Below are 18,829 nucleotides of genomic sequence, written 5' to 3'. Positions count from 1 at the left end.
AAATAATTCCCATGCCGTGTCGCCCAAGTAAAAAAACGGCGTACCGTCTTCAAACACCAAAAACCGCCTGTTGTCGGATACCTTCAGCCTGCCATGAGAAAAATCGACAGATTTCCCCTCCCATTTCATGTCCTGTGCATGAATAGGGAAAATTAAGGTACATACGAATAACAACAATAAATTTCTTTTCATTTTATTCTCGATTTCGGCTGTGTCTGGTCACTAAGAATTCCTCCTTTACAAAAATACTCAAAATGCTCACTCCACAATGATATTTTCCGTAAATTCGTTGACTTTGAATAATTTTTCCTGCATTTTCCCCAGGGGCTGTCCAGCAACCGTACAATTTTTAAAGATCACGTTTTCAACACGATGATCTTCATCCAACCCCCAAATAACAATAGGCCCTTCATGAAGCCATTCCACATTTTTAACCACGACATCCCGAATATGACCAGGGGGATCCTCGCCATAAAGGGTCCCATCAGTAATATGAAGTTCAAATAATTTTATTTCGGCTTTCTCCACACGAATATGGTCAAAAAGAATATGACTAATGATGGCAGGACCGTCGCAAATAATACTGAATCCGCTATGTCCGTCGACCCGGCTCCCTCCACGGGCGAGCAAAATATCGCAATCGTGTACTTCGACATTCTGGACATATTCCGCATTCGTTTCAAATCCGATGGTTATGCCGTCGGCATAAGCAAAACCCAGCATAATATTATTATCCACATAAATATCTTTTACCGGATGTTTATAATTGGGAGCTTTAATAGCGATACAATCGTCCGTACAACGAATAAAACAGTGAGTAATACGCACTCTTTGCGATCCTGCCGGATTAATCCCATCGGAACTTGGCCCGAAACCCATTACCTTTACAAAATTGTATTCCACATCACGACAATTGATTAAGGTATTGGTCCAGCTTTTACCGTTTCTCACCGTTATCCCTTCGAATAAAATATGCTGGCTATCTTCGATTTTTACCATTTGTTCATATTCATAATTCCCATCCAGAATGCCACGACCTATTACCCGAATATTAGATGCACCCTTGGCACGTATGCCACCATATACCACAGCTCCCGGAGCAATATACACTGTTTCGTTATCTTTCATTTCGATATAGCCTGCACGATGAATACCCGGACCAAAATACTTTACGTGGGGATCACCGGTGGAAGGTATGGACTCATCCTCAGGATTAGCAAAAAGAAAAAGTGGCGGCTTACCCTCCATTTCCACCACCAATTGGCCAGGACCCTCCCAGGAAAAATAAATCTGTTTACCGTTGATAACCGGTTCAATTTTCAAATTTGCCGGTCTGATTTTTATCTGGCGAGGCGCTTCTTTTACCGTTATTTTTACAGTCAACTTTCCTTTTCCAGTAAAATTCGCCATATGCAATTCTTGGGGTTGCCTTACAGCCGGATCACTAAACCAGTCGGGAAGATTATTTAAATCGAGATTAGATACAAATTTTTCTGTCCACACCGAATACCCATTAACATTGACCGAATATAGGTCACTCGAAGAAAGTCCTTCTATTTTGGGATAAACCGTCTCTTGACTATTGACTACTGAAAAAGGGAGAAGGAGGAAAACAAAAAAGGTGAAAAAGAAAAAAATCGAATTTGATTTCATTTTTTTTGTAAATTTAGATTTTAAATTGCATCATTGAGGGATGTTTCCCTCAATGATTTTTACTTCGACCCTTCCTAATGAGATTTATTGTTCTTTATAGCGGCCATTAACAAGGGTAACCACACTGTTAGCCGGTAACAGAATGCTTTCTTTTCCCATATTTCCTTTCGAGATGCAATTCTCATCCGATTTATTTGAGGTAATATAGTACTCAAAAGTATCAGGGATACCGTTCCCTTCAAGCTTTACAGCTTTAAGCGTCTGGGATGGATTTATCAGAATAACAACAAAATTATTCAGCACACTATTTTCAAATGCCACACCTAATATCTCTTTATCGGAAGAATTTAATTCGACCATACGGGAACCGGGCCTGACAAAACGGTAAAAATGTTTGGAAGCAGAATACTTTTTTCCTGTCTGATAACCACTCATTAAACAATAATCACTAATTCCACTCAATTCACTGCCTTGCCACCAGACCCATGTCGATGCTCTTCCATAATAAAGGGCAGCATGAATAGCGATCGCAAGATCGATGGCACCGGGCTTTTCCCCATTACCATTCCAACTATCCAAATACCCCGAAGTCTCCGTCATCCAATAAGGTTTACCCGTGGGATCAGAAAATTGCTCTCTCGTACGACTCCAATAATCCCTATGGTTCGCTATCGCAATGGCCTGTACGCCATCGGTATACCCATGAACAGCAAATGCATCCAAACACCCCAATACCTGAGAATCATTTTTAATAGCCGCATGATAAAACCAGGGATAATTTTCTTTCGCTCCTTCCATTTCCAACATATTTTCACTTCCAAATATTTTCATATTCGGATAGGCTGCTTTTACCGAAGGTACCACGTTCTTAAGTAAATCGCAATACCAAAAGGTGGTATAAACACACGAATTGTAAGATTCAACAAATAAAGGTTCGTTCTGCAAACTCAAACCGTAAATATCGATTCCGGCATTTTTATACATATTCAATCCGCCTTTTAGCCAATCGGCATATTCCTCGTATTTCTCCGGATCCAGCGTCCCCCCGTTTTTGGTGGATCTATGCTCCCCTTCGCGTTGGGCATTCTCATCCCCCGCCCAGGCCATAGAACACGCAACCTTAAACTCTCCAGGGGGCGACCAAATGGAAAGAAGATATTTTAAAGGTACATTGTATTCATCGGCTTTAGCTTTCAAAGCTTTTACCATTGCCTTTTGTTTTTCCCAATAACCATCCTGGGGATCTGTAGTGTAGATAAATTGGATTCAACAGGATTATTAGGATATAATTCGTTTCTCCACATGGTAATTCCCAAATCGTCGATGATTTGGGTTAACCATTGATCGTCGAAAAAATAGTTGGGATCCGAACTGTTCCACCACGCATCTTTTGCTCCGAAAAAACCAAATCCTTCTATTTCCTGATACTTGACAGAACGATCTATTGTTACACATTTTGCCTCCGGCACTTCCTGCTCGTCGGGTTCTTCATTATTTGTATCATCGTTAGAACATCCCGTAAAAGGATAGCTCATCGCTAGCACGCAACACAACACTTTCAAAAATTTCTTATTCATCATAATTTCTCCGGTTAAGTGATAAAGATATTTCTTGTTTTCCGGTTTTCAATTCGATTTCCTTTCCATTCCATTTCAAGATAGCGTCCATCCCCTTAGGAACAGAAATTTCACCTTTTAATGCTGATTTTTCTCGATATAAATCAAGTTCGATATTTCCTAAAGGATGGGGATAAACTGCCTTGATTTTTTTGAGTTCGCCGAAAGCAGGTGCAATCTCTACTTTTTTATGACCAGGCACTAATGGCTTAATTCCACAAACGATGCGAAAGAAAAAATAAGCAGGCGAACTGCTCCATGGGTGACACTCCGAACGTTGATTCTCTTCCCCCCATTCCAAAGGCACTTCAGCAAAAGTAGTCATTCCGCGATCTTTCATTAGTTGCCATTCCGTTAGTTCGGAAAGAAAATGATCCTGTAAACCTGTTTTGTCCATCGCTTCAAAGAGATAGAGATGTAAAAATAAATCTACCTGTCCGAACCAATCCTTCGGTTCAAGTAGCTTTTTCATCAATAAACGCGCATCGTTCCCTGTAACTGCTTCGGATAAAATAGCCAGTAAATTGGTTATTTGACTCACTTGAGTATTTTGTGGAGCCTCCATATAAAACCCTTCTTTATTTTTGCATCGTCGATTCACTGACTCACAAATCTCGTCCGCCCGTCTATAACACCATCCGCTTTTTCTTTTTCCCCGAGGAATTCGAAAATCGCAGCTGCATGACGTAAGGTATAGGCATAATGCAAAGTATAAAGGGTATTATTCCCTTCGTAAATCGTAGGAGGCTCTCCATTTTGATAGTGTCTAGGCCATGCTAGGGCCCCCCACCATTCCATTTTTCCGATCAGTCCGTTCGGCTGCATTCTTTGTTCAAACCAATACAATACATTCTGAATGCCCAACTCGAACTGGGAAATAAACGCTTTATCGTCTCTCCACATCATATAATCATAGATCTGATCAATCCAAATGAGGGAATAAGAAGGAATAATCAGATAAAAAGCATTAGGATAACAGGCTAAAGTCAATCCTTCCGAAATGCGCGACTGATCGAATTGCAGCAGTGCATTCCGAGTGAGGCGATTATCACCGGATAAAGTAAAGAGCGCCAAATTATGCACTCTCGAATCTCCCACATACTGTAACTGTTCATAATAAGCATCCGACATCAAATAATCCTGAGCACAAAGCGAAATCGTCCGCCAGCCTGCCTCCATTATCCAATTGACAAGATCGTTGTCTGCACTAAATTTCGCTTTCAATTCCAATGGGGATCGACATTCCACGTGCTCATATTTTTCTATGACAAGGGGTTCGTTTTCAGTCTCGATATCGAGCTGAATAAACCGAAACGCACGAAGATAGGTAGGTTTGAAAAGCCGATTTTTACCCCCGTCTGGAATAAAAACATCTTTGATACCCACCATATATTTTCCATCGATTTCGTCTCTGTTGCCTTTTACTTCCCTATTCAACAGTAGATTTTCTGCATACGTTATTTGTATTCTTGCCCCTTTTCCCCCACTGACCAACATTTCCGGATATCCCACAGTCAAATGAGTTTGATCGATAAGGAGGCTTACTTTCCGATGAGATGAAATAGTTAAAGGATGGGTACCTTTGATAAAACCTTCCTCTTTTTCAATACCGGATACTCTTCCGATTTTTTGAAAAGGGACAGGGGTTTCTTTTAAAATCGGTACTCTTCGAGAAACCAACAATTTCCCGGCGGAATAAAGAATCCCACCGGCATATTGAGTACCGCGCTCTCCGGCAACGTCGGCCCATTTAGCGAGCTCCCAATCCGCATCATTGTAATCCAAAGTCTCCCATCCCCATGGATATTTTTCCCCTCTAACACTATCTGTCGGATTGCCGAGATATAATCCGGAATTGATGGTCGTCCTATCGAACATCCAATCCACTATCTTAGGATAGATTGCCTTATTATGAAAACATTTCCAACTGCCGGCGGAAGTATTGATTACCTCTTCCTTAGAAGAATTCCCTTGCAAGATAAAAGAAGTCATTTGGGAAAAGTAAGAAAATGAACGTTTGGGTCCCCAATTGATTACTTCTGCTGCAATGATATTTTTCCCGCTTCGAAGAAAATCGGCAATATCTATGGTTTCATAAAACCAATGCGATAAATCTCCCCTTGCTGGTCCTCGCAAAACATATTTCCCATTCACAAAAAGCCGATAATGATTATCCGCCGAAACATGAATGATAAAACTATCGGGCTTACTGTTCAAGTTGAAATTTTTTCTAAATAAAACTACTGCATAAGATTGAGGCTCTACCTCTGGATGCATAATCCATTGAGCCTGCCATTTCACGGGCTGAATCGCCAACAGAAACTGGGGGAATAAAGCAATAAACCATAAAATTTGTTTCATTCTTTTTGTATATGCTATTTTTATTTTATTGGTATTCATTTTTAACTGAAACGAACATATTAGAATTTCTTTCTCCGAATGCTTGTCAAAGAAACAATATTCAATAAACTACCCCTCCCACCTAATGAGTTTTTTAACTCGATAAAAAATAATTGTTGAACAATTACTTTATTCTTTTAAATCGGAATAGCTGATCAGTTTTATTCCTTTCTTTTGAAAAACCTGTTTTACTTTTTCACTCGTAAAAACACGAGTTACTTCTCCACGATCCTTGCCTACATTTTGATAACCTGGATGACCTACTGTTTCCATTTCTTTCGTATCCTCAGCAGGATGTTCTACAAAAAGATACTTACCTGGCAAAAGCTTTTCCAAATTCTCACAAAATTGTTCGATACGTTGTTCAATCGGAATGTCTTTTCCCCAGCCAACAAAATATTGGAGCCCTTCGGTGTTGACCTCAAGACCATATTCCTTGGCCAATTTGTCCACTAATTCGCCAATTTTAGGATCGAGTCCGTCAAAACCCATATGGATTGAATAATGAGAAATATTCGGAACATGCACCATTGCAAGATAAATTTGAGCCCGCAATTCTTGCTCGATTTCCTCTAATTTCCAATCGGATTCTGAAATAGAAGAACAGGGAGGAAAGTTCTCATTCTTCCAAACCATAGGGAAAAAATATCCGTCTTGATCAACTAAACTGGGACAATGGGTCAAGGGACGCCATTTTACATTGCTCCATTCACTGGTTAACGTTAAATGAATTCCCACATCGCAACCTGGGTTTTCCTTTAGTATTTTTACTGCTTCGGGAAACCACGAACAAACAGGCATAAGCTCTATCGACCGAACAATCCCTTCATGATACGATTGAATACATCCAACATTGGCAGCATGAAATGAACCCATATCATCCGCTCTTACCAAAAGGCAAATTTTTTGATCCTGCTGAGCAAAACCAAAAAAAATTATCCCTAAAAAAATCAAACTTAAAAACACTTTTTTCATATTAAACTATTCCTTTCTTTTTCTTTAGTCCATGATAAAAAATCAAAGTTCTAGATAAAGTCCATACATTCCCTTTTTACTTTCAAAAGTACTCATGAAACTATTTCATAAAATTTGATGCTTTTATATATAAAATGCCTTCCTCCCCCTTACCGGTAAGAATAAATCACCGGAAACTTTTACTGATAATCAAATAATACAGTGCTTTATCCCGGCTTCCGTCAATTTCAAACACACCATTTTTTACAGGAGTTTTACGATTCGTCAACCTCCCATCATGATCTAAAATTACCACTTCAAAATTTTTCATGTTCTTTACTGAAATTGTCGCTTTTACAGGTTCTAACAACAACGGCTTATCCCCAACCCTTTTTAAAAAAGTGTCATCGCCAACATATTCGTACTCCATTCCTGTGTTTCTGGCTCGTGCAACTACAGAAACCAAAACTTTTTCGGTTTCGGATAAATCTCCTTTCTCTGAAAGGTCAGTAATCAAAATAACAACAAAAGGGTTTTCTGTTTCTATAATCCAATTTCCCAATGATATTTTTTCATTAGGAGCAAAACCTAAAATTCCTTTAGTCCCTATGGTATTAATAGTTACATAATTCTTTTTTCCGTATTCCCATTTTAATTCACCTGTGAGGGAGTGGACAACTTTTGTTTTCATATCCCAAAATTTCGAGATATCGGGAATTGCGGTTTCCGTATAGTTTTCGGTGAAACGAACAGGGAAACGACCTACCGCCAACATTTCGGGTGCAACGGTTCCCGTAAAACTTTTGTCATCATACCCTTGGTTAACAGTTTCCACAAAACCGAGTTTACCTTCAGCTAAAGAAGGGATATGCACGTTACGGGTGGCTATCAAGGGACTCTCTGTCACATCGTTGCGGAAAACCATCCGCGCAAGTGCAGGATAAAGTCCCATGTGTAAAGGACTGGTAGCATTATAAACGCCATGACTTTCCGACTGTAAATATTCGGAGAAACGCGGAATATCGGTAGCAAAAGAAAAAGAGGCATCCCACCCTTGCAATCCCATTCCATAAACGGCGATGAGTGGAGCTGCCTCGGCTGTCCATTCGTTCGGCACCAAACTCATCCATTCCGACAACGAAAAAGGCCGATCTACCACAGCTTGCAAACCGGTACTTAACAATCCGGAACCCGGTTGCCAAAGATGGGAATCATTTTTCACCAAACCTTCCGCTATTTGATGCCCACTTTCTCCACCACCAAAATAATTATGCCGGTCAATCATACCTACCTCATAATCGGCATGAAGATTATAGAAATGTGATATACCGGATCCTGCTTGCCAGCATGAACCGATCAAAACACCTTTATAACCGGTTTTACGAACGGCTTCTTCAAATTTTTTATAAAATTCCAACTGCTTCTCATACAAAAACTGCATTTTATCGAGAATATGGGTATTTATCGGACGATTCTCCCTTAAAGCACGCTCATATCCCTGACTAAACAACACATGATTCGGCTGAGGAAAAATATTTTCTTTTTCAATCGTTTCTCCTGCCGGAATGTTTTCGGCACCCCAAGCTTTTTTCAATTTGGTTTGGCTTCCATATTTGTTTCTCAGCCATTGAGAAAATTGTCGACAAAGAAGAGCCCGATAAGTAGGAGCTTGTTCAAGTGATTGCCCAATGGCCCCCCAAAAAATATTGTCTTCATTTTGAAATTCGATAAAAGCTAATGCAGGATCATCGGCGTAACGCAAACCGGTATGAGGATTGACATGGTTAAGCATATTTACCGTCAAATCAATGCTCAGCTGCTGAAGATCAGGAGCAAAATTCACCAGTGAGGAAGTAGAACCGTTCAGATGTGACCACGGATATGTGAGATTTTTTATTTCGGAATAAGCCAGCAAACGGCTACTGTCACCCGGCATTACCCTATGTCCGTAAATATGAGACCACCCATAATAAATACCTTTTTCCCGCAATACATGCTGAAAATAATCGAAACGCTCAAATTTTTCAGGGTCAAATTCGGTAGATTTATTATTGTGATAAGCGTACCACGAAAATTTGTGAAACCGTACGGCATTTATGCCATACTTTGAAAGAAAATCAGCGAAACTGTCAGCTTTCTCAGCTTCAACAAAAGGCAACCGACTACAAATATTGGTTCCCCATAATTTAATTTCTTTTCCGTTTTCAAAAACAAGTTTATCTCCCTCGTTTCGGATGAATCCATATTTTCCTGCCGGGGCATCGAGCCACGACCGCATTCCTATAATTCCGCCATCAGACGTATTGGTAGGCATAAAAGGAAACCAATCTTTCGTATCATTCCATGAAATTGACCTTTCCCATTTTATAAAAGAAAAAATTAAAAGGCCAAGCACAAAAAATATTACCCCAATTTTATATCTAACTTTCATCTGTTTAAAAAAATAAATTTAATTTATTCCAATAAGAATATTTATCCTGCTTACAACGTTCCTTCAATTAAAGTTTTCTCATCGACCCTTTTAACAATAATCTCAATAATTAAATCATCCATAAATGTTGGTAATTTAATTTCATATTGATTTTTTAACCCTTCCGACACAAATTCCGTTTGAGCGATTAATTCTAAATTTTCCGGCTTTATAAACCTTAGTTTATATAGACCTCTTTTTATTCTCAGATAAACTTTTTCATTTTCAACCACCTGATGAGTTTGTTTTGTACAACAATACATTACGGATACATCTCTTTCAGGGGAAGACATGGTTGAAAAAATCAAGTCGCTTTCTTTTAAAATACATACAGTATAATTTGGTTCCAATTTCCAAAAGGGTATAGATTCATAATAACTTTTCATTGGCTTTAAATACTGCCAACCATCCGCAACATAAGTTGTATCATTAATTCCCTCACAACCATCCAACGAGTGCCACGTCCAAAAACATCCTGCATTTGAAAACAACCAACCTTGTTTTCTCCTTTGAATCGGGTCATCATTTTTGTGTCTTTTTTCTCTACCGGATTCGTTATTAAATGCAGGTTTCCCATATTGTCGGATATTCTTCGCAATGTTTAAATACCAATTTTCCAAATCATAATCCGGTTGGTTCCCCGTACATGTATGAACAATTGCCATATCCATCCATTCTTTATGTGGCCAAAGTGCATCGTCAGTAGTCGCGTCGGAAGAAATTATCGGATGTTTGTATGGATCATTATTTTTGATATAAGTGGCAATTGAATCTTGAAATAATTCGTTTGATATTTCTTCATTCATTATCTCCCATGTCAATATATTGCAATATTTCGATAATCTTTTTAAAACCACATCACAATATTTCTTTTGAATTGCCAAGTCATCAATTGTTGGCTTTAAATCAAAATATAACACCATATCGAATCCAATTCCATGCTCTCCCGCCAATTTTATTCGTTCCTCAACTTGTTGCCAATATGGCAAATTAAAAGTAGAATAATCGGGACTATTTCTCGTTCCACCCCAAGGCCATAAATCATAATGCAAATTATCCTCATAAGGAGTACCTTCTAAACAAACCCTTATTACGTTTGCACCATGTTTTTTTGCATTTTCAAGAACTTTATCAGGATATTCACATAAAAAATATGCCCAAGCCGTTTTATTGAGAATATAAAGAAAATTCCCTTTTTCATTAACAAGTTGATGTTTATATGTTGTACTTACTCTGTATGGTGAATCCCATGGTTTTTCAAATGAAACCGGTTCTATTGTAAAATTATTCGAAGAACAAGAAAACAAAACTAAGAAAGTTAAGAAGAACAATAAAAATATCTTCAAAAATTCTGTAACTTCACTTCTTTTCATTCTAACTAAAAAATTGTACATGATAACATTCGCATTTAATTTCATCACTGAATATTTTTTAAAGCCGGACATAATAGCCATAATAATTATCTATCTTGTCAAAAACATACAACCTTTGGCTGGACGCAAATGCGATAGAAACTTTTTATCGTACATTTTCGCTTCGCCCATTTATACAAAAACTGCTTTGTAAGGCATACCATCTACTTGACGACTAATTGTCCTGTAACCTCGTCACTCCCTTTGTATCCGTAACGAACAGCCTTTATGCGGATTGTATGAGTACCCTTTGATAGAGGTAATGGTCCGTTGTATAACTTCCATGCCGGTTTATCTCCCGTTTCCAAGGTATAGACAATGGAAGCCCCTTGGGTGGGACAGTAAAAAGATACCGTCATCGGCGCCGAAAACGTTCCACCTGTCCGGTAATTTTTCGATCCCCTGTCCTCCCCCGCATTTACAATAAAATAGGGCTTATCCGTTACCGGTTGTTCCCCTCCCGGCCACATTTGTTCGATCATTTCCGATTCGTTTACATGACCCATATCTCCGGTTTCAATTGTCCACTTATCCAATTGAGATCGCATTTGCAAAAGAATGTCTTTATATGCCGGATCCTCTGCCAGATTATGCAACTGAAAAGGATCTTTTTGAACATCATACAATTCTTCAGGCGGTCGTCTCTCAGCCATCCATTTTTTCTGATCGGCATTCAGTTTATTTTCGGCATCAAGCCGCATTACTTCTTGCATAATGGGCATCCTGTTCAAATACGGCACCCAAATAGTAAACGGTTCATTGGGATAAAAATTACGGATGTACAAAAAATCCTTACTCCGTACCGAACGAATCATATCGTACGACTCGTCTACCCGATCACGGGCAGCAAAAACATATTCTCTCGGTTGGGCAGCACGTGCGCCCAAAAAAGGACGTCCCTGCATATGGGCTGGTATCTCGACTCCTGCCAACGAAAGAACCGTAGGACCAAAATCGATGGAACTGATCATCTCATCATTCACCGATCCCGGCGTAAGTTGACCCGGCCATCGGATAATCAAGGGAATATTGAGGCCGGAATCGTACAACCATCGTTTGCATCGTGGAAGTCCGTCCCCATGATCTCCCCAGAAAAAAACAATGGTATTTTCTGCCAATCCCTCCTTTCCCAATTCCGCCAAAAGCACTCCTACCACCGAATCCAGACGGGCAACGTTATCGTACATCTTTGCTATATTACGACGTACGATTTCCGTATCGGGATAATAAGGTGGAACCTTCACTTTAGCCGGATCGGTCTTTACCCGATCGATATCCCAGTTTTGACTTTCATGTGTTCCCGTATAATTGAAAACGGCAAAAAAAGGTTGATTTTTGTCGGGTCTGTTTTTGTAATGGGCCGTTTTACTGCATTCATCCCAGATGCTTTCGGGAACAGGGTCTGTGGCAAACTGATAATCGGTCTTGCTGTTGTTGGTGCAATAATAACCGGCTGTACGCAAATACTCGGTAAACGCCTTGACATAATGTGGAGGAACAGCCGTAAAGGCAAGAGGATTTTCCACCGAACGACGGTAACTCGTGGTACGCATATGCATGCATCCAATAGAGGTTTGATACATCCCCGTTATAATTCCCGCACGACAGGGTGCACTGATAGCTGCCGTCGTAAAAACACGGGTAAAACGCATACCCTGTTCTGCTAACCTGTCTAAATGGGGAGTTTGTGCAATTTTGTCGCCATAACAACCCAAATGCGGACTGAGATCTTCCGTCGATATCCACAAGATATTCGGCCTCTTTTCCTTAATCTTCCCGGATAAGGATTGTGCTTTTGCAGGCATATTCCAGGAAAGCAGCGTAGGAAACAAACCGGTAAACAATAAGGAGTAGTGAGTAATTATTTTCATTCGATTACGATTTTTTGTTACATAGAAAAATAATTCCAAGTATTCAGTTATAAAGTAAATTCATTTTCTCCACCATTCAGTATTTTTATAGTCCCATTCCATTCAAAAATTCCGGTTATTTCGTCAGGTAAAATTATCCTTGTTCGTAAACCTCTCTTTACCTTTTTATATTCCACTTCAATTCGTCCTTTTGGATGAGGCATTTCGGCTTTTACTTCTTCCAGTTTGCCCAAATGCGGTTTGATTTTAACGGCATTGAATCCGATGTCTGCCGGTTTTATACCACATACCGAACTTAACAAGTAATAAGCCGGGTGGGCGCTCCAGGCATGGCAGTCGGAGCGGTCGTGCGAGGCAAAACCCGTTTCGCCACAGATAGTGTGTCCACGGTCGAGAAAATGATACCAGAAATCAAGATTATCGAGGAAAAGGTGTTCGTTTTCGGTTTTTTCCATCGCTTTAAACAGGAAAAAGGAAAAATAGGACTGGCTATCTCTTCGAAACCTTTAAAATTTAAAATGCGGTGCAGTAAATCCGCTTGTTCGGAAGGTGGCACCAAATCGCATAAAATGGCCATAATGTTTGTGTGCTGCGAAAATATTTCCCGGTCGGCATAATCTTTAAACAGTTGTTTTTTACTATCCCAGCAACTAGTATATACCGCCACTTTTATTCCATGGGAAAGTTGTTCCCAGTGACTGGCACAGTCTTCCTGACTGATTTCCCGGTAAAGCTTTGAGGTGCAATCGAGGGTGTGGGCAAAGTAAAGTGTAAGGAGCGCCGACTGCTGCATTTCCCGTTTTTCATTTGGCCTGGGAATACTCCCTTGGGTAATGCTCCAGTCGATAAAATTCTGGTTTTTCACTGTGCCAATTAACCCGGTACGCTCATCGAGGTGGCGTTCAAAAAACTTTAAAACTCCTTCAATTTTATCGTAAAACTGCGCCACGAAAGCCGAATCACCTCGCATAAAATAGTAATCGTGAAGGGTTTGTATCCAGGCCATCGACCATGTTCCCATATCAAAGTCGAAACGTGAAGGGTACGCCGACTTGAACAAGCCGGTTTCTTTGTTTTCCGATTGCGGATACAGGCGCAACACTTCACGCAACAACCTGTCATCAGTAGAATTATAAATTGAAATAGCAGCAATGGGGCGATTATCGCCACCATAACTTAGTTGCTCATAATATGGCGTATCGTAATAGGTTTCACCTGAGCACATTTGCAATGTACGTTGGCAAATCTCGAAAATTTTGTTCAAACGTTCGTTATCACTTTCGAAAGTTGCCATGTCCCTATATGGATAACCTGAATATTCCAGAATGTATGAACTGATATCCAACGGTTCGTTTTTGGTTTCAACGTTAAACTGCACGTACCGGAAACAGCGCTTCCATAACGGACGGAATGTCCGTTTTTTACCGTCAGGATGAAAAATATCCCACACACCAAACATATTCAGGTTATTCACCGAATCGCGGTGGGCTTTCAGGTTTACTTTTTTATAAAGGGATTCGGCATATTTTATTTGGATTCGGCTGCCTGCACCTCCGGTTACAGTCAGTTCGGGATAACCCATGGTCAGGACTTCAAAATCGACTAAAATTTCCGCTTTGGTATGAGGAGGCACAATTAATGAAGTTTGACCATTCCATTCTCCGGTGGGAATACCGATACCGGTTATTTTTCTAATTTTGGAAGGATAAACCAGGTGGCCGGCCATAAAAGGAATGTTGCGTGGAACAAGATTCCAAGGAGGTTGTTTGTCGAATTCCAACGATTCAGCAGCCAGCCAGTTATTGTCGTCGAAACCGGTCGTTTCCCAGCCCCACGGATACTTTTCGGCAAAAACCTCGTCGCCTCCCCCGCAGGCATAAAAACCATAAAACCAACGCTCATTGAATAACATTTCGTCATATGAAATCACTTTGTAAGCCGGGTTTTTATATGTCTTCCAGCCATTATGGGTATTCAAAAAACTGAATTCTTCGTTTTCAGTCCGAAGCATAAAAGCAGTTTGCACAGTAATAAAAGCCAGTGGCCGATCTTTGCCGCCATTGTAAACCAGCGCAGCCAGCAGGTTTTCACCGGGTTTCAGGAAAGGTGCAATGTCGATGACATCGTATTTGTAGGTTTGCAAATCGCCTTTGGCAGGGCCGTAACAAACGCGATGCCCGTTCACAAACAAATTGTAGCGGTTATCGGCCGAAACATGGATTATCAGCTTTTCAGGCACTTTCTCCAAATCGAACGATTTTCGGAAATGATAAACGCCGAAAGCAGTTTGGTTGGCCGTTGGGTAGGAAATCCATGGGTCGGGTTGAGCAAAGACCGAAATCGAAGTGTAAATCAGTAAAACAGATAACAAATTTTTGATTTTATTGCCGTTGCTTTTTCGTATCAGTGTAAACATTTATGCTGCTTTTTTGATTAAATTTTATTTTTCTTTTGTGATTACCCGCGGGCTGTTATATAATTCCCGAACTTGTTCTTTTGTGTTGTGCGTCCACGGAAAATGAGCCCAGCACATGAACCATGTCCATTTTGGCTGCTGCCCCAAAATTTCAGGGGTAGGTAATACCCCAACCTCTCCCAGCGCAATAACTTTTCCTTTTCCCAACTCCAGCAACTGATCATGATGTGACTGCTTGTAATCATTTTTGTAAATATCGGCTGCAAGGACGTCAACATATTCATTACCGGGATAAAAAAGTTCGTATGCATATGCCTCATCATTTTCCCAATCACGAGGTGCATTTGCGTTCCACACCCAAATCAAATTATTCAGATGATGATAATTTACATACCTGTCATACATCATTTTCCACAATTTCTGTATCCCTTTTTCTCCGGGACGATTCCCATACCAAAACCACATTCCGTTCATTTCATGATAAGGTCTCCAAAGCACAGGAATTCCGGCATCCCTGAACTTCTTCAAAAATTCCGCGCGCTGGTCGATTTTTTCCAGCCACATAACATGGTAAGGGGTACCGGGAGTGACAATTTGTTCCCATTCTTCGTCGGTTACCATTCCCTTTACACTTCTTGAAAATCCAAGACTGTCGTGATGAAACGGTTTCACCTGATGGTACATAAGTGTAATTATCGAGCCATTCTGATATTGGCGCCGAGCTTCTTCAAACAGGGCTTCACTCATGTGAGATAGATCGGTGCCCCAAACCACAGGTGTTTTTCCCGTGATTGCAACAATGGAATCGGTTGAGCGGGTCAATTCGTGGGGATAATTGTGTTGTCCCGATAGAATTTTTTCACCGCTTATTGAATAAAGATATAGCAGCAATTCGCGGGCTTCGGTTGTGGCATTTGGATTAACCGGTTTAATTTGAGGGTTCGTGCAGGATGAGTTCAGCAGTAAAAACATTCCTGCAACACTAAAAAATCTTGTCACTTCAATAAAAAAACAATTTTTCATTTTCAACTATTTTTTTAAGGTATGAATGTAAACCACGGGCTTTCCGTGTGATCTTGACTAAAAAGCGGAAGCAGTTCGGCCACCTTTTCGGGCATCTGCTCTGTCAGGTTGTTTTGCTCGCCGATATCAATTTCAAGGTTGTACAACTCCACCCGGGTTTTCTCCGGATTTTTCACATCGAAGCGAATAAGTTCCCAATTCTCTTTTATTACAGCTTGTTTTCCACCCTGCTCGTGAAACTCGAAATAAAGATGGTCGTGCTTTTGCTGAGGTTGTCCCAACATGGCTGGCAGGTAAGAAATTCCATCGGTAATATCAGGTATTTCAATGCCTGCCAGTTCACACACAGTTGGCATGAAATCCCAAAATGCCGATACATGGCCGGTTTGGGTGCCGGGTTCAATTTTCCCGGTCCCGCGGGCAATAAACGGAACACGGATACCTCCTTCGTACAAATCGCGTTTGTGCCCACGAAACGGCTGGTTGCTTTCTGTATAAAACGAACCGGGAGAATCACCACCGTTGTCGCTGGTAAATATCACCAGAGTATTTTCGTCAATGCCAAGCTCTTTCAGCTTATCCAGAATTATTTCCACATCTTTGTCAAGATAAGTAATCATGGCAGCATAACCTTTTTCGCTCTCTGTCCAGTCTTTATCATCATAAGGTTCAAATGACGGGATGTCGGAATACCGTTTTCCTTCCGGTGCTTCTCCGTTATCGTGTGGAATGATAACAGAAAAGTAGAGGAAAAACGGATCGTTTCGGTTTTCTTCTATAAATTTCAATGCCCTTTTGGTAAACAGTTCCTGCGAAAACTGATTGATTTCAATGGAATAACTTCCCAGTCCTTTGGTCCAGTGTGAGGTATCGGTCCATACCACTTTATTGTCAAGATACACTTTTTCACCGTTTTCCATCAAATATTCAGGTGCGTGGTTGTGAGCCAGAACCTGGCAAAGATATCCGTAATAGGAGTCAAAACCCTGTTTAAGGGGATCACCGGAAGTGCCTTCAACCCCGAGTCCCCATTTGCCAATCAGAGTGGTTTTGTAACCAGTCTCTTTTAGCAGAAATGCCACGGTAGTGGTGTTTTCTGGAAGTGGAAACTTGCCGTAAGGTTCCCACTGCATATTGCCACTCACGTGTGGATTTCCGGTGTGCTGGCCAGTCATCAGCGACGATCGGGAAGGAGCACACACCGACGTACCTGCATAGTGTTGGGTAAAGCAGATTCCGTCGGCAGCCATCCGGTCGATATTGGGCGTTTGAATCCGCGGGGCTCCGTAACAGCCCAAATCATTGTACCCGAGGTCATCGGCCATGATGTAAATGATGTTGGGCAGACGCGTTTTTTCCTGCTTTTCGTTACACGACGAAACAGAAAGAAATGTTACACCTGTTATAACTGCCGTACCCAGGCTTTTTATAAATTGAATTTCAATTTCGTTCATATCATCCATTCCCTCAATTACTTGGTGGTTGATAATCAGGATTTGGAACCGGCATTTGAGCATTCACACTTTTTCGCCAGTCAGCAAGCAATTTATACATTTCGGTTGTTTTATCCTTCATTTTTTCAGAAAGATTGTTCGATTCCGAAATGTCCTCTTTCAGGTTGTACAATTCAAGTGTACCGGTTTCATACAATTCTACCAGTTTGAAATCACCCATCCGTACCGATCCGGCCGGGCGGCCCAACTGGTTTGAGAAATGCGGGTAGTGCCAAAAAAGCGGTCTTTCGTAATCCTCCTTTTTTTCAGGCTTTAATAAAAGCGGCACGATGCTTTTCCCATCCACATTTTCAGGAATATCAGAAATCCCCGTCAGTTCGCAAAATGTGGGTAGGTAGTCGATACTGCTGAAATAATTTTCTGAAACCTTCCCGGCCTGAAGTTTCCCGGGCCAGCTAAAAATGGCCGGCACACGTGTTCCGCCTTCGTAGATGTGGCCTTTCCATTTTCGCAAAGGCGCCAGGTTGGTGGGTGTCGGGCCCAATTCATCAATGCCCAGACCTCCGTTATCGGAGGTAAAAATCACAAGCGTATTTCCAAGCAAACCATTTTCCTCCAGTGTTTTCATGATTCGACCCACTCCGTCGTCAATACTTTCAACCATGGCTGCGTAATAGGGATTAAATTTTTCGGGTTTCGATTGTTCGTATTTGAAAAAATATTTACGCATTTTATCACCTCGTGGAACAATAAATACATGGGGAGCAGAATATGCCATATAAAGAAAAAAAGGTTGATCTTTATTTTTTCGTATAAATTCCACCCCGTATTCCGTGAGTTTATCTGTCAGGTAATTTGTGCCGTCATCGATAAATTCATTCTGATACGAATCGATAAAAATAGAATAGTTGTAATAATCGAGGCCGTTTTTGCCAATCATCCGTGTAAAATCAAATCCCTGATTCCACGAAGTTACAGAATCATGGTTGCCCAGGTGCCATTTTCCCACCATGGCCGAAGTGTAGCCTTTGGTTTTCAACAATTCGGGAAGCGTAACTTCCCGGGCATCCAGCATGGTTTTCCAGCCGGAAGGAGGTAAAACAGGAGATTCCGGGTCAGTACGGTTACCTATTAGGAAATTTGTAAGATGAAGCCGGGCCGGATACTTTCCGGTTAAAATGGAAGCCCGCGTGGGTGAGCAAACCGGACAGGCTGCATAAGCTTGCGTGAAACAGATGCCTCTCTCTGCCAATTTGTCGATGTGAGGAGTTTCGTTAAACTTATTTCCGTAACATCTCAGGTCAGTCCATCCCAAATCGTCAGTAAGTATAAAAACAATATTGGGCGGTGTTTCAGCAAATTGGGCATCAGCAAGATTGGAAAATCCCACAAAAAAACCAACAGTAAAAAATAACACTTTTGTTTGTCCCATTTTCAAAATAAATCATCAAATTAAAAAACATGTTCCAATAAGTAATATTCCAACTTTATACTGATTTTTCATTTTGTTTACGTTTAAAAAAATAATATTTACTGCAACAAAATATTGCCAGTTTCATT

15 protein-coding genes are annotated in these 18,829 nt (G+C 40.7%); all 15 read right to left on the bottom strand.

All coding sequences use genetic code 11. The features are described 5' to 3' along the window. The coding region (locus OLM34_RS07295) for an apiosidase-like domain-containing protein (protein ID WP_264406273.1) at nucleotides 1-192 on the bottom strand (192 nt) is incomplete at its 3' end. A 66-nt stretch (nucleotides 193-258) separates the two neighbouring features. Next, the gene (locus tag OLM34_RS07290) at nucleotides 259-1,653 is read right to left on the bottom strand and encodes a glycosyl hydrolase family 28 protein (RefSeq protein ID WP_264406272.1); all 1,395 of its coding nucleotides are present in this window, start codon (nucleotides 1,651-1,653) and stop codon (nucleotides 259-261) included. Nucleotides 1,654-1,737: 84 nt separating this feature from the next. Further along, the gene (locus OLM34_RS07285; protein WP_264406271.1) at nucleotides 1,738-2,862 is read right to left on the bottom strand and encodes a glycoside hydrolase; all 1,125 of its coding nucleotides are present in this window, start codon (nucleotides 2,860-2,862) and stop codon (nucleotides 1,738-1,740) included. Further along, nucleotides 2,856-3,233, bottom strand: coding sequence for a hypothetical protein (locus tag OLM34_RS07280; RefSeq protein ID WP_264406270.1), 378 nt, complete (start codon nucleotides 3,231-3,233; stop codon nucleotides 2,856-2,858). Before OLM34_RS07280 ends, OLM34_RS07285 begins: the two co-directional genes overlap by 7 nt. Then, on the bottom strand, nucleotides 3,223-3,834 hold the full coding sequence (locus OLM34_RS07275) for an alpha-L-rhamnosidase C-terminal domain-containing protein (protein ID WP_264406269.1): 612 nt from the start codon (nucleotides 3,832-3,834) through the stop codon (nucleotides 3,223-3,225). Before OLM34_RS07275 ends, OLM34_RS07280 begins: the two co-directional genes overlap by 11 nt. A 32-nt stretch (nucleotides 3,835-3,866) precedes the next feature. Further along, complete coding sequence (locus OLM34_RS07270) at nucleotides 3,867-5,669, bottom strand: alpha-L-rhamnosidase-related protein (protein WP_264406268.1); 1,803 nt, start codon at nucleotides 5,667-5,669, stop codon at nucleotides 3,867-3,869. Between the two features lie 129 nt (nucleotides 5,670-5,798). Beyond that, nucleotides 5,799-6,644 (bottom strand): polysaccharide deacetylase family protein, encoded by an 846-nt coding sequence (locus OLM34_RS07265; protein ID WP_264406267.1) that lies wholly within the window; start codon nucleotides 6,642-6,644, stop codon nucleotides 5,799-5,801. Nucleotides 6,645-6,810: 166 nt separating this feature from the next. Next, a complete protein-coding gene (locus OLM34_RS07260) occupies nucleotides 6,811-9,054 on the bottom strand; it encodes a beta-galactosidase (RefSeq protein WP_264406266.1) in 2,244 nt (747 codons plus the stop codon). Between the two features lie 50 nt (nucleotides 9,055-9,104). Beyond that, nucleotides 9,105-10,511, bottom strand: coding sequence for an apiosidase-like domain-containing protein (locus OLM34_RS07255; RefSeq protein ID WP_264406265.1), 1,407 nt, complete (start codon nucleotides 10,509-10,511; stop codon nucleotides 9,105-9,107). A gap of 158 nt (nucleotides 10,512-10,669) precedes the next feature. Further along, nucleotides 10,670-12,376, bottom strand: coding sequence for a sulfatase-like hydrolase/transferase (locus OLM34_RS07250; RefSeq protein ID WP_264406264.1), 1,707 nt, complete (start codon nucleotides 12,374-12,376; stop codon nucleotides 10,670-10,672). 47 nt (nucleotides 12,377-12,423) lie between these two features. After that, on the bottom strand, nucleotides 12,424-12,678 hold the full coding sequence (locus tag OLM34_RS07245; RefSeq protein WP_264406263.1) for an alpha-L-rhamnosidase C-terminal domain-containing protein: 255 nt from the start codon (nucleotides 12,676-12,678) through the stop codon (nucleotides 12,424-12,426). Next, nucleotides 12,672-14,792 carry a family 78 glycoside hydrolase catalytic domain gene (locus tag OLM34_RS07240; protein WP_264406262.1) on the bottom strand — a complete coding sequence of 707 codons (2,121 nt, stop codon included), beginning with the start codon at nucleotides 14,790-14,792 and terminating at the stop codon, nucleotides 12,672-12,674. The genes OLM34_RS07245 and OLM34_RS07240 overlap by 7 nt, the downstream gene beginning before the upstream one ends. Before the next feature lie 24 nt (nucleotides 14,793-14,816). Further along, entirely contained in the window at nucleotides 14,817-15,815 is a 999-nt protein-coding gene (locus OLM34_RS07235; protein ID WP_264406260.1) for a glycoside hydrolase family 26 protein, read from the bottom strand. Nucleotides 15,816-15,829: 14 nt separating this feature from the next. Then, nucleotides 15,830-17,269 (bottom strand): arylsulfatase, encoded by a 1,440-nt coding sequence (locus OLM34_RS07230; RefSeq protein WP_264406259.1) that lies wholly within the window; start codon nucleotides 17,267-17,269, stop codon nucleotides 15,830-15,832. Between the two features lie 13 nt (nucleotides 17,270-17,282). Beyond that, nucleotides 17,283-18,701 carry a sulfatase gene (locus OLM34_RS07225; RefSeq protein WP_264406258.1) on the bottom strand — a complete coding sequence of 473 codons (1,419 nt, stop codon included), beginning with the start codon at nucleotides 18,699-18,701 and terminating at the stop codon, nucleotides 17,283-17,285. Nucleotides 18,702-18,829 lie beyond the last annotated feature (128 nt).

The organism is Anaerorudis cellulosivorans, from assembly GCF_025943985.1.
GTDB lineage: Bacteria > Bacteroidota > Bacteroidia > Bacteroidales > Dysgonomonadaceae > Anaerorudis > Anaerorudis cellulosivorans.
The sequence above is the reverse complement of the archived record's forward strand: the minus strand, read 5'-3'. Positions and strand labels throughout refer to the sequence as shown.

Excerpts from the sequence above, each read along its gene's own strand:
- OLM34_RS07290 (WP_264406272.1), bottom strand. The coding sequence starts at position 1,653 with ATGAAATCAAATTCGATTTTTTTCTTTTTCACCTTTTTTGTTTTCCTC.
- OLM34_RS07285 (WP_264406271.1), bottom strand. The coding sequence starts at position 2,862 with ATGGTAAAAGCTTTGAAAGCTAAAGCCGATGAATACAATGTACCTTTA.
- OLM34_RS07280 (WP_264406270.1), bottom strand. The coding sequence starts at position 3,233 with ATGATGAATAAGAAATTTTTGAAAGTGTTGTGTTGCGTGCTAGCGATG.
- OLM34_RS07275 (WP_264406269.1), bottom strand. The coding sequence starts at position 3,834 with ATGGAGGCTCCACAAAATACTCAAGTGAGTCAAATAACCAATTTACTG.
- OLM34_RS07270 (WP_264406268.1), bottom strand. The coding sequence starts at position 5,669 with ATGAATACCAATAAAATAAAAATAGCATATACAAAAAGAATGAAACAA.
- OLM34_RS07265 (WP_264406267.1), bottom strand. The coding sequence starts at position 6,644 with ATGAAAAAAGTGTTTTTAAGTTTGATTTTTTTAGGGATAATTTTTTTT.
- OLM34_RS07260 (WP_264406266.1), bottom strand. The coding sequence starts at position 9,054 with ATGAAAGTTAGATATAAAATTGGGGTAATATTTTTTGTGCTTGGCCTT.
- OLM34_RS07255 (WP_264406265.1), bottom strand. The coding sequence starts at position 10,511 with ATGAAATTAAATGCGAATGTTATCATGTACAATTTTTTAGTTAGAATG.
- OLM34_RS07250 (WP_264406264.1), bottom strand. The coding sequence starts at position 12,376 with ATGAAAATAATTACTCACTACTCCTTATTGTTTACCGGTTTGTTTCCT.
- OLM34_RS07240 (WP_264406262.1), bottom strand. The coding sequence starts at position 14,792 with ATGTTTACACTGATACGAAAAAGCAACGGCAATAAAATCAAAAATTTG.
- OLM34_RS07235 (WP_264406260.1), bottom strand. The coding sequence starts at position 15,815 with ATGAAAAATTGTTTTTTTATTGAAGTGACAAGATTTTTTAGTGTTGCA.
- OLM34_RS07230 (WP_264406259.1), bottom strand. The coding sequence starts at position 17,269 with ATGAACGAAATTGAAATTCAATTTATAAAAAGCCTGGGTACGGCAGTT.
- OLM34_RS07225 (WP_264406258.1), bottom strand. The coding sequence starts at position 18,701 with ATGGGACAAACAAAAGTGTTATTTTTTACTGTTGGTTTTTTTGTGGGA.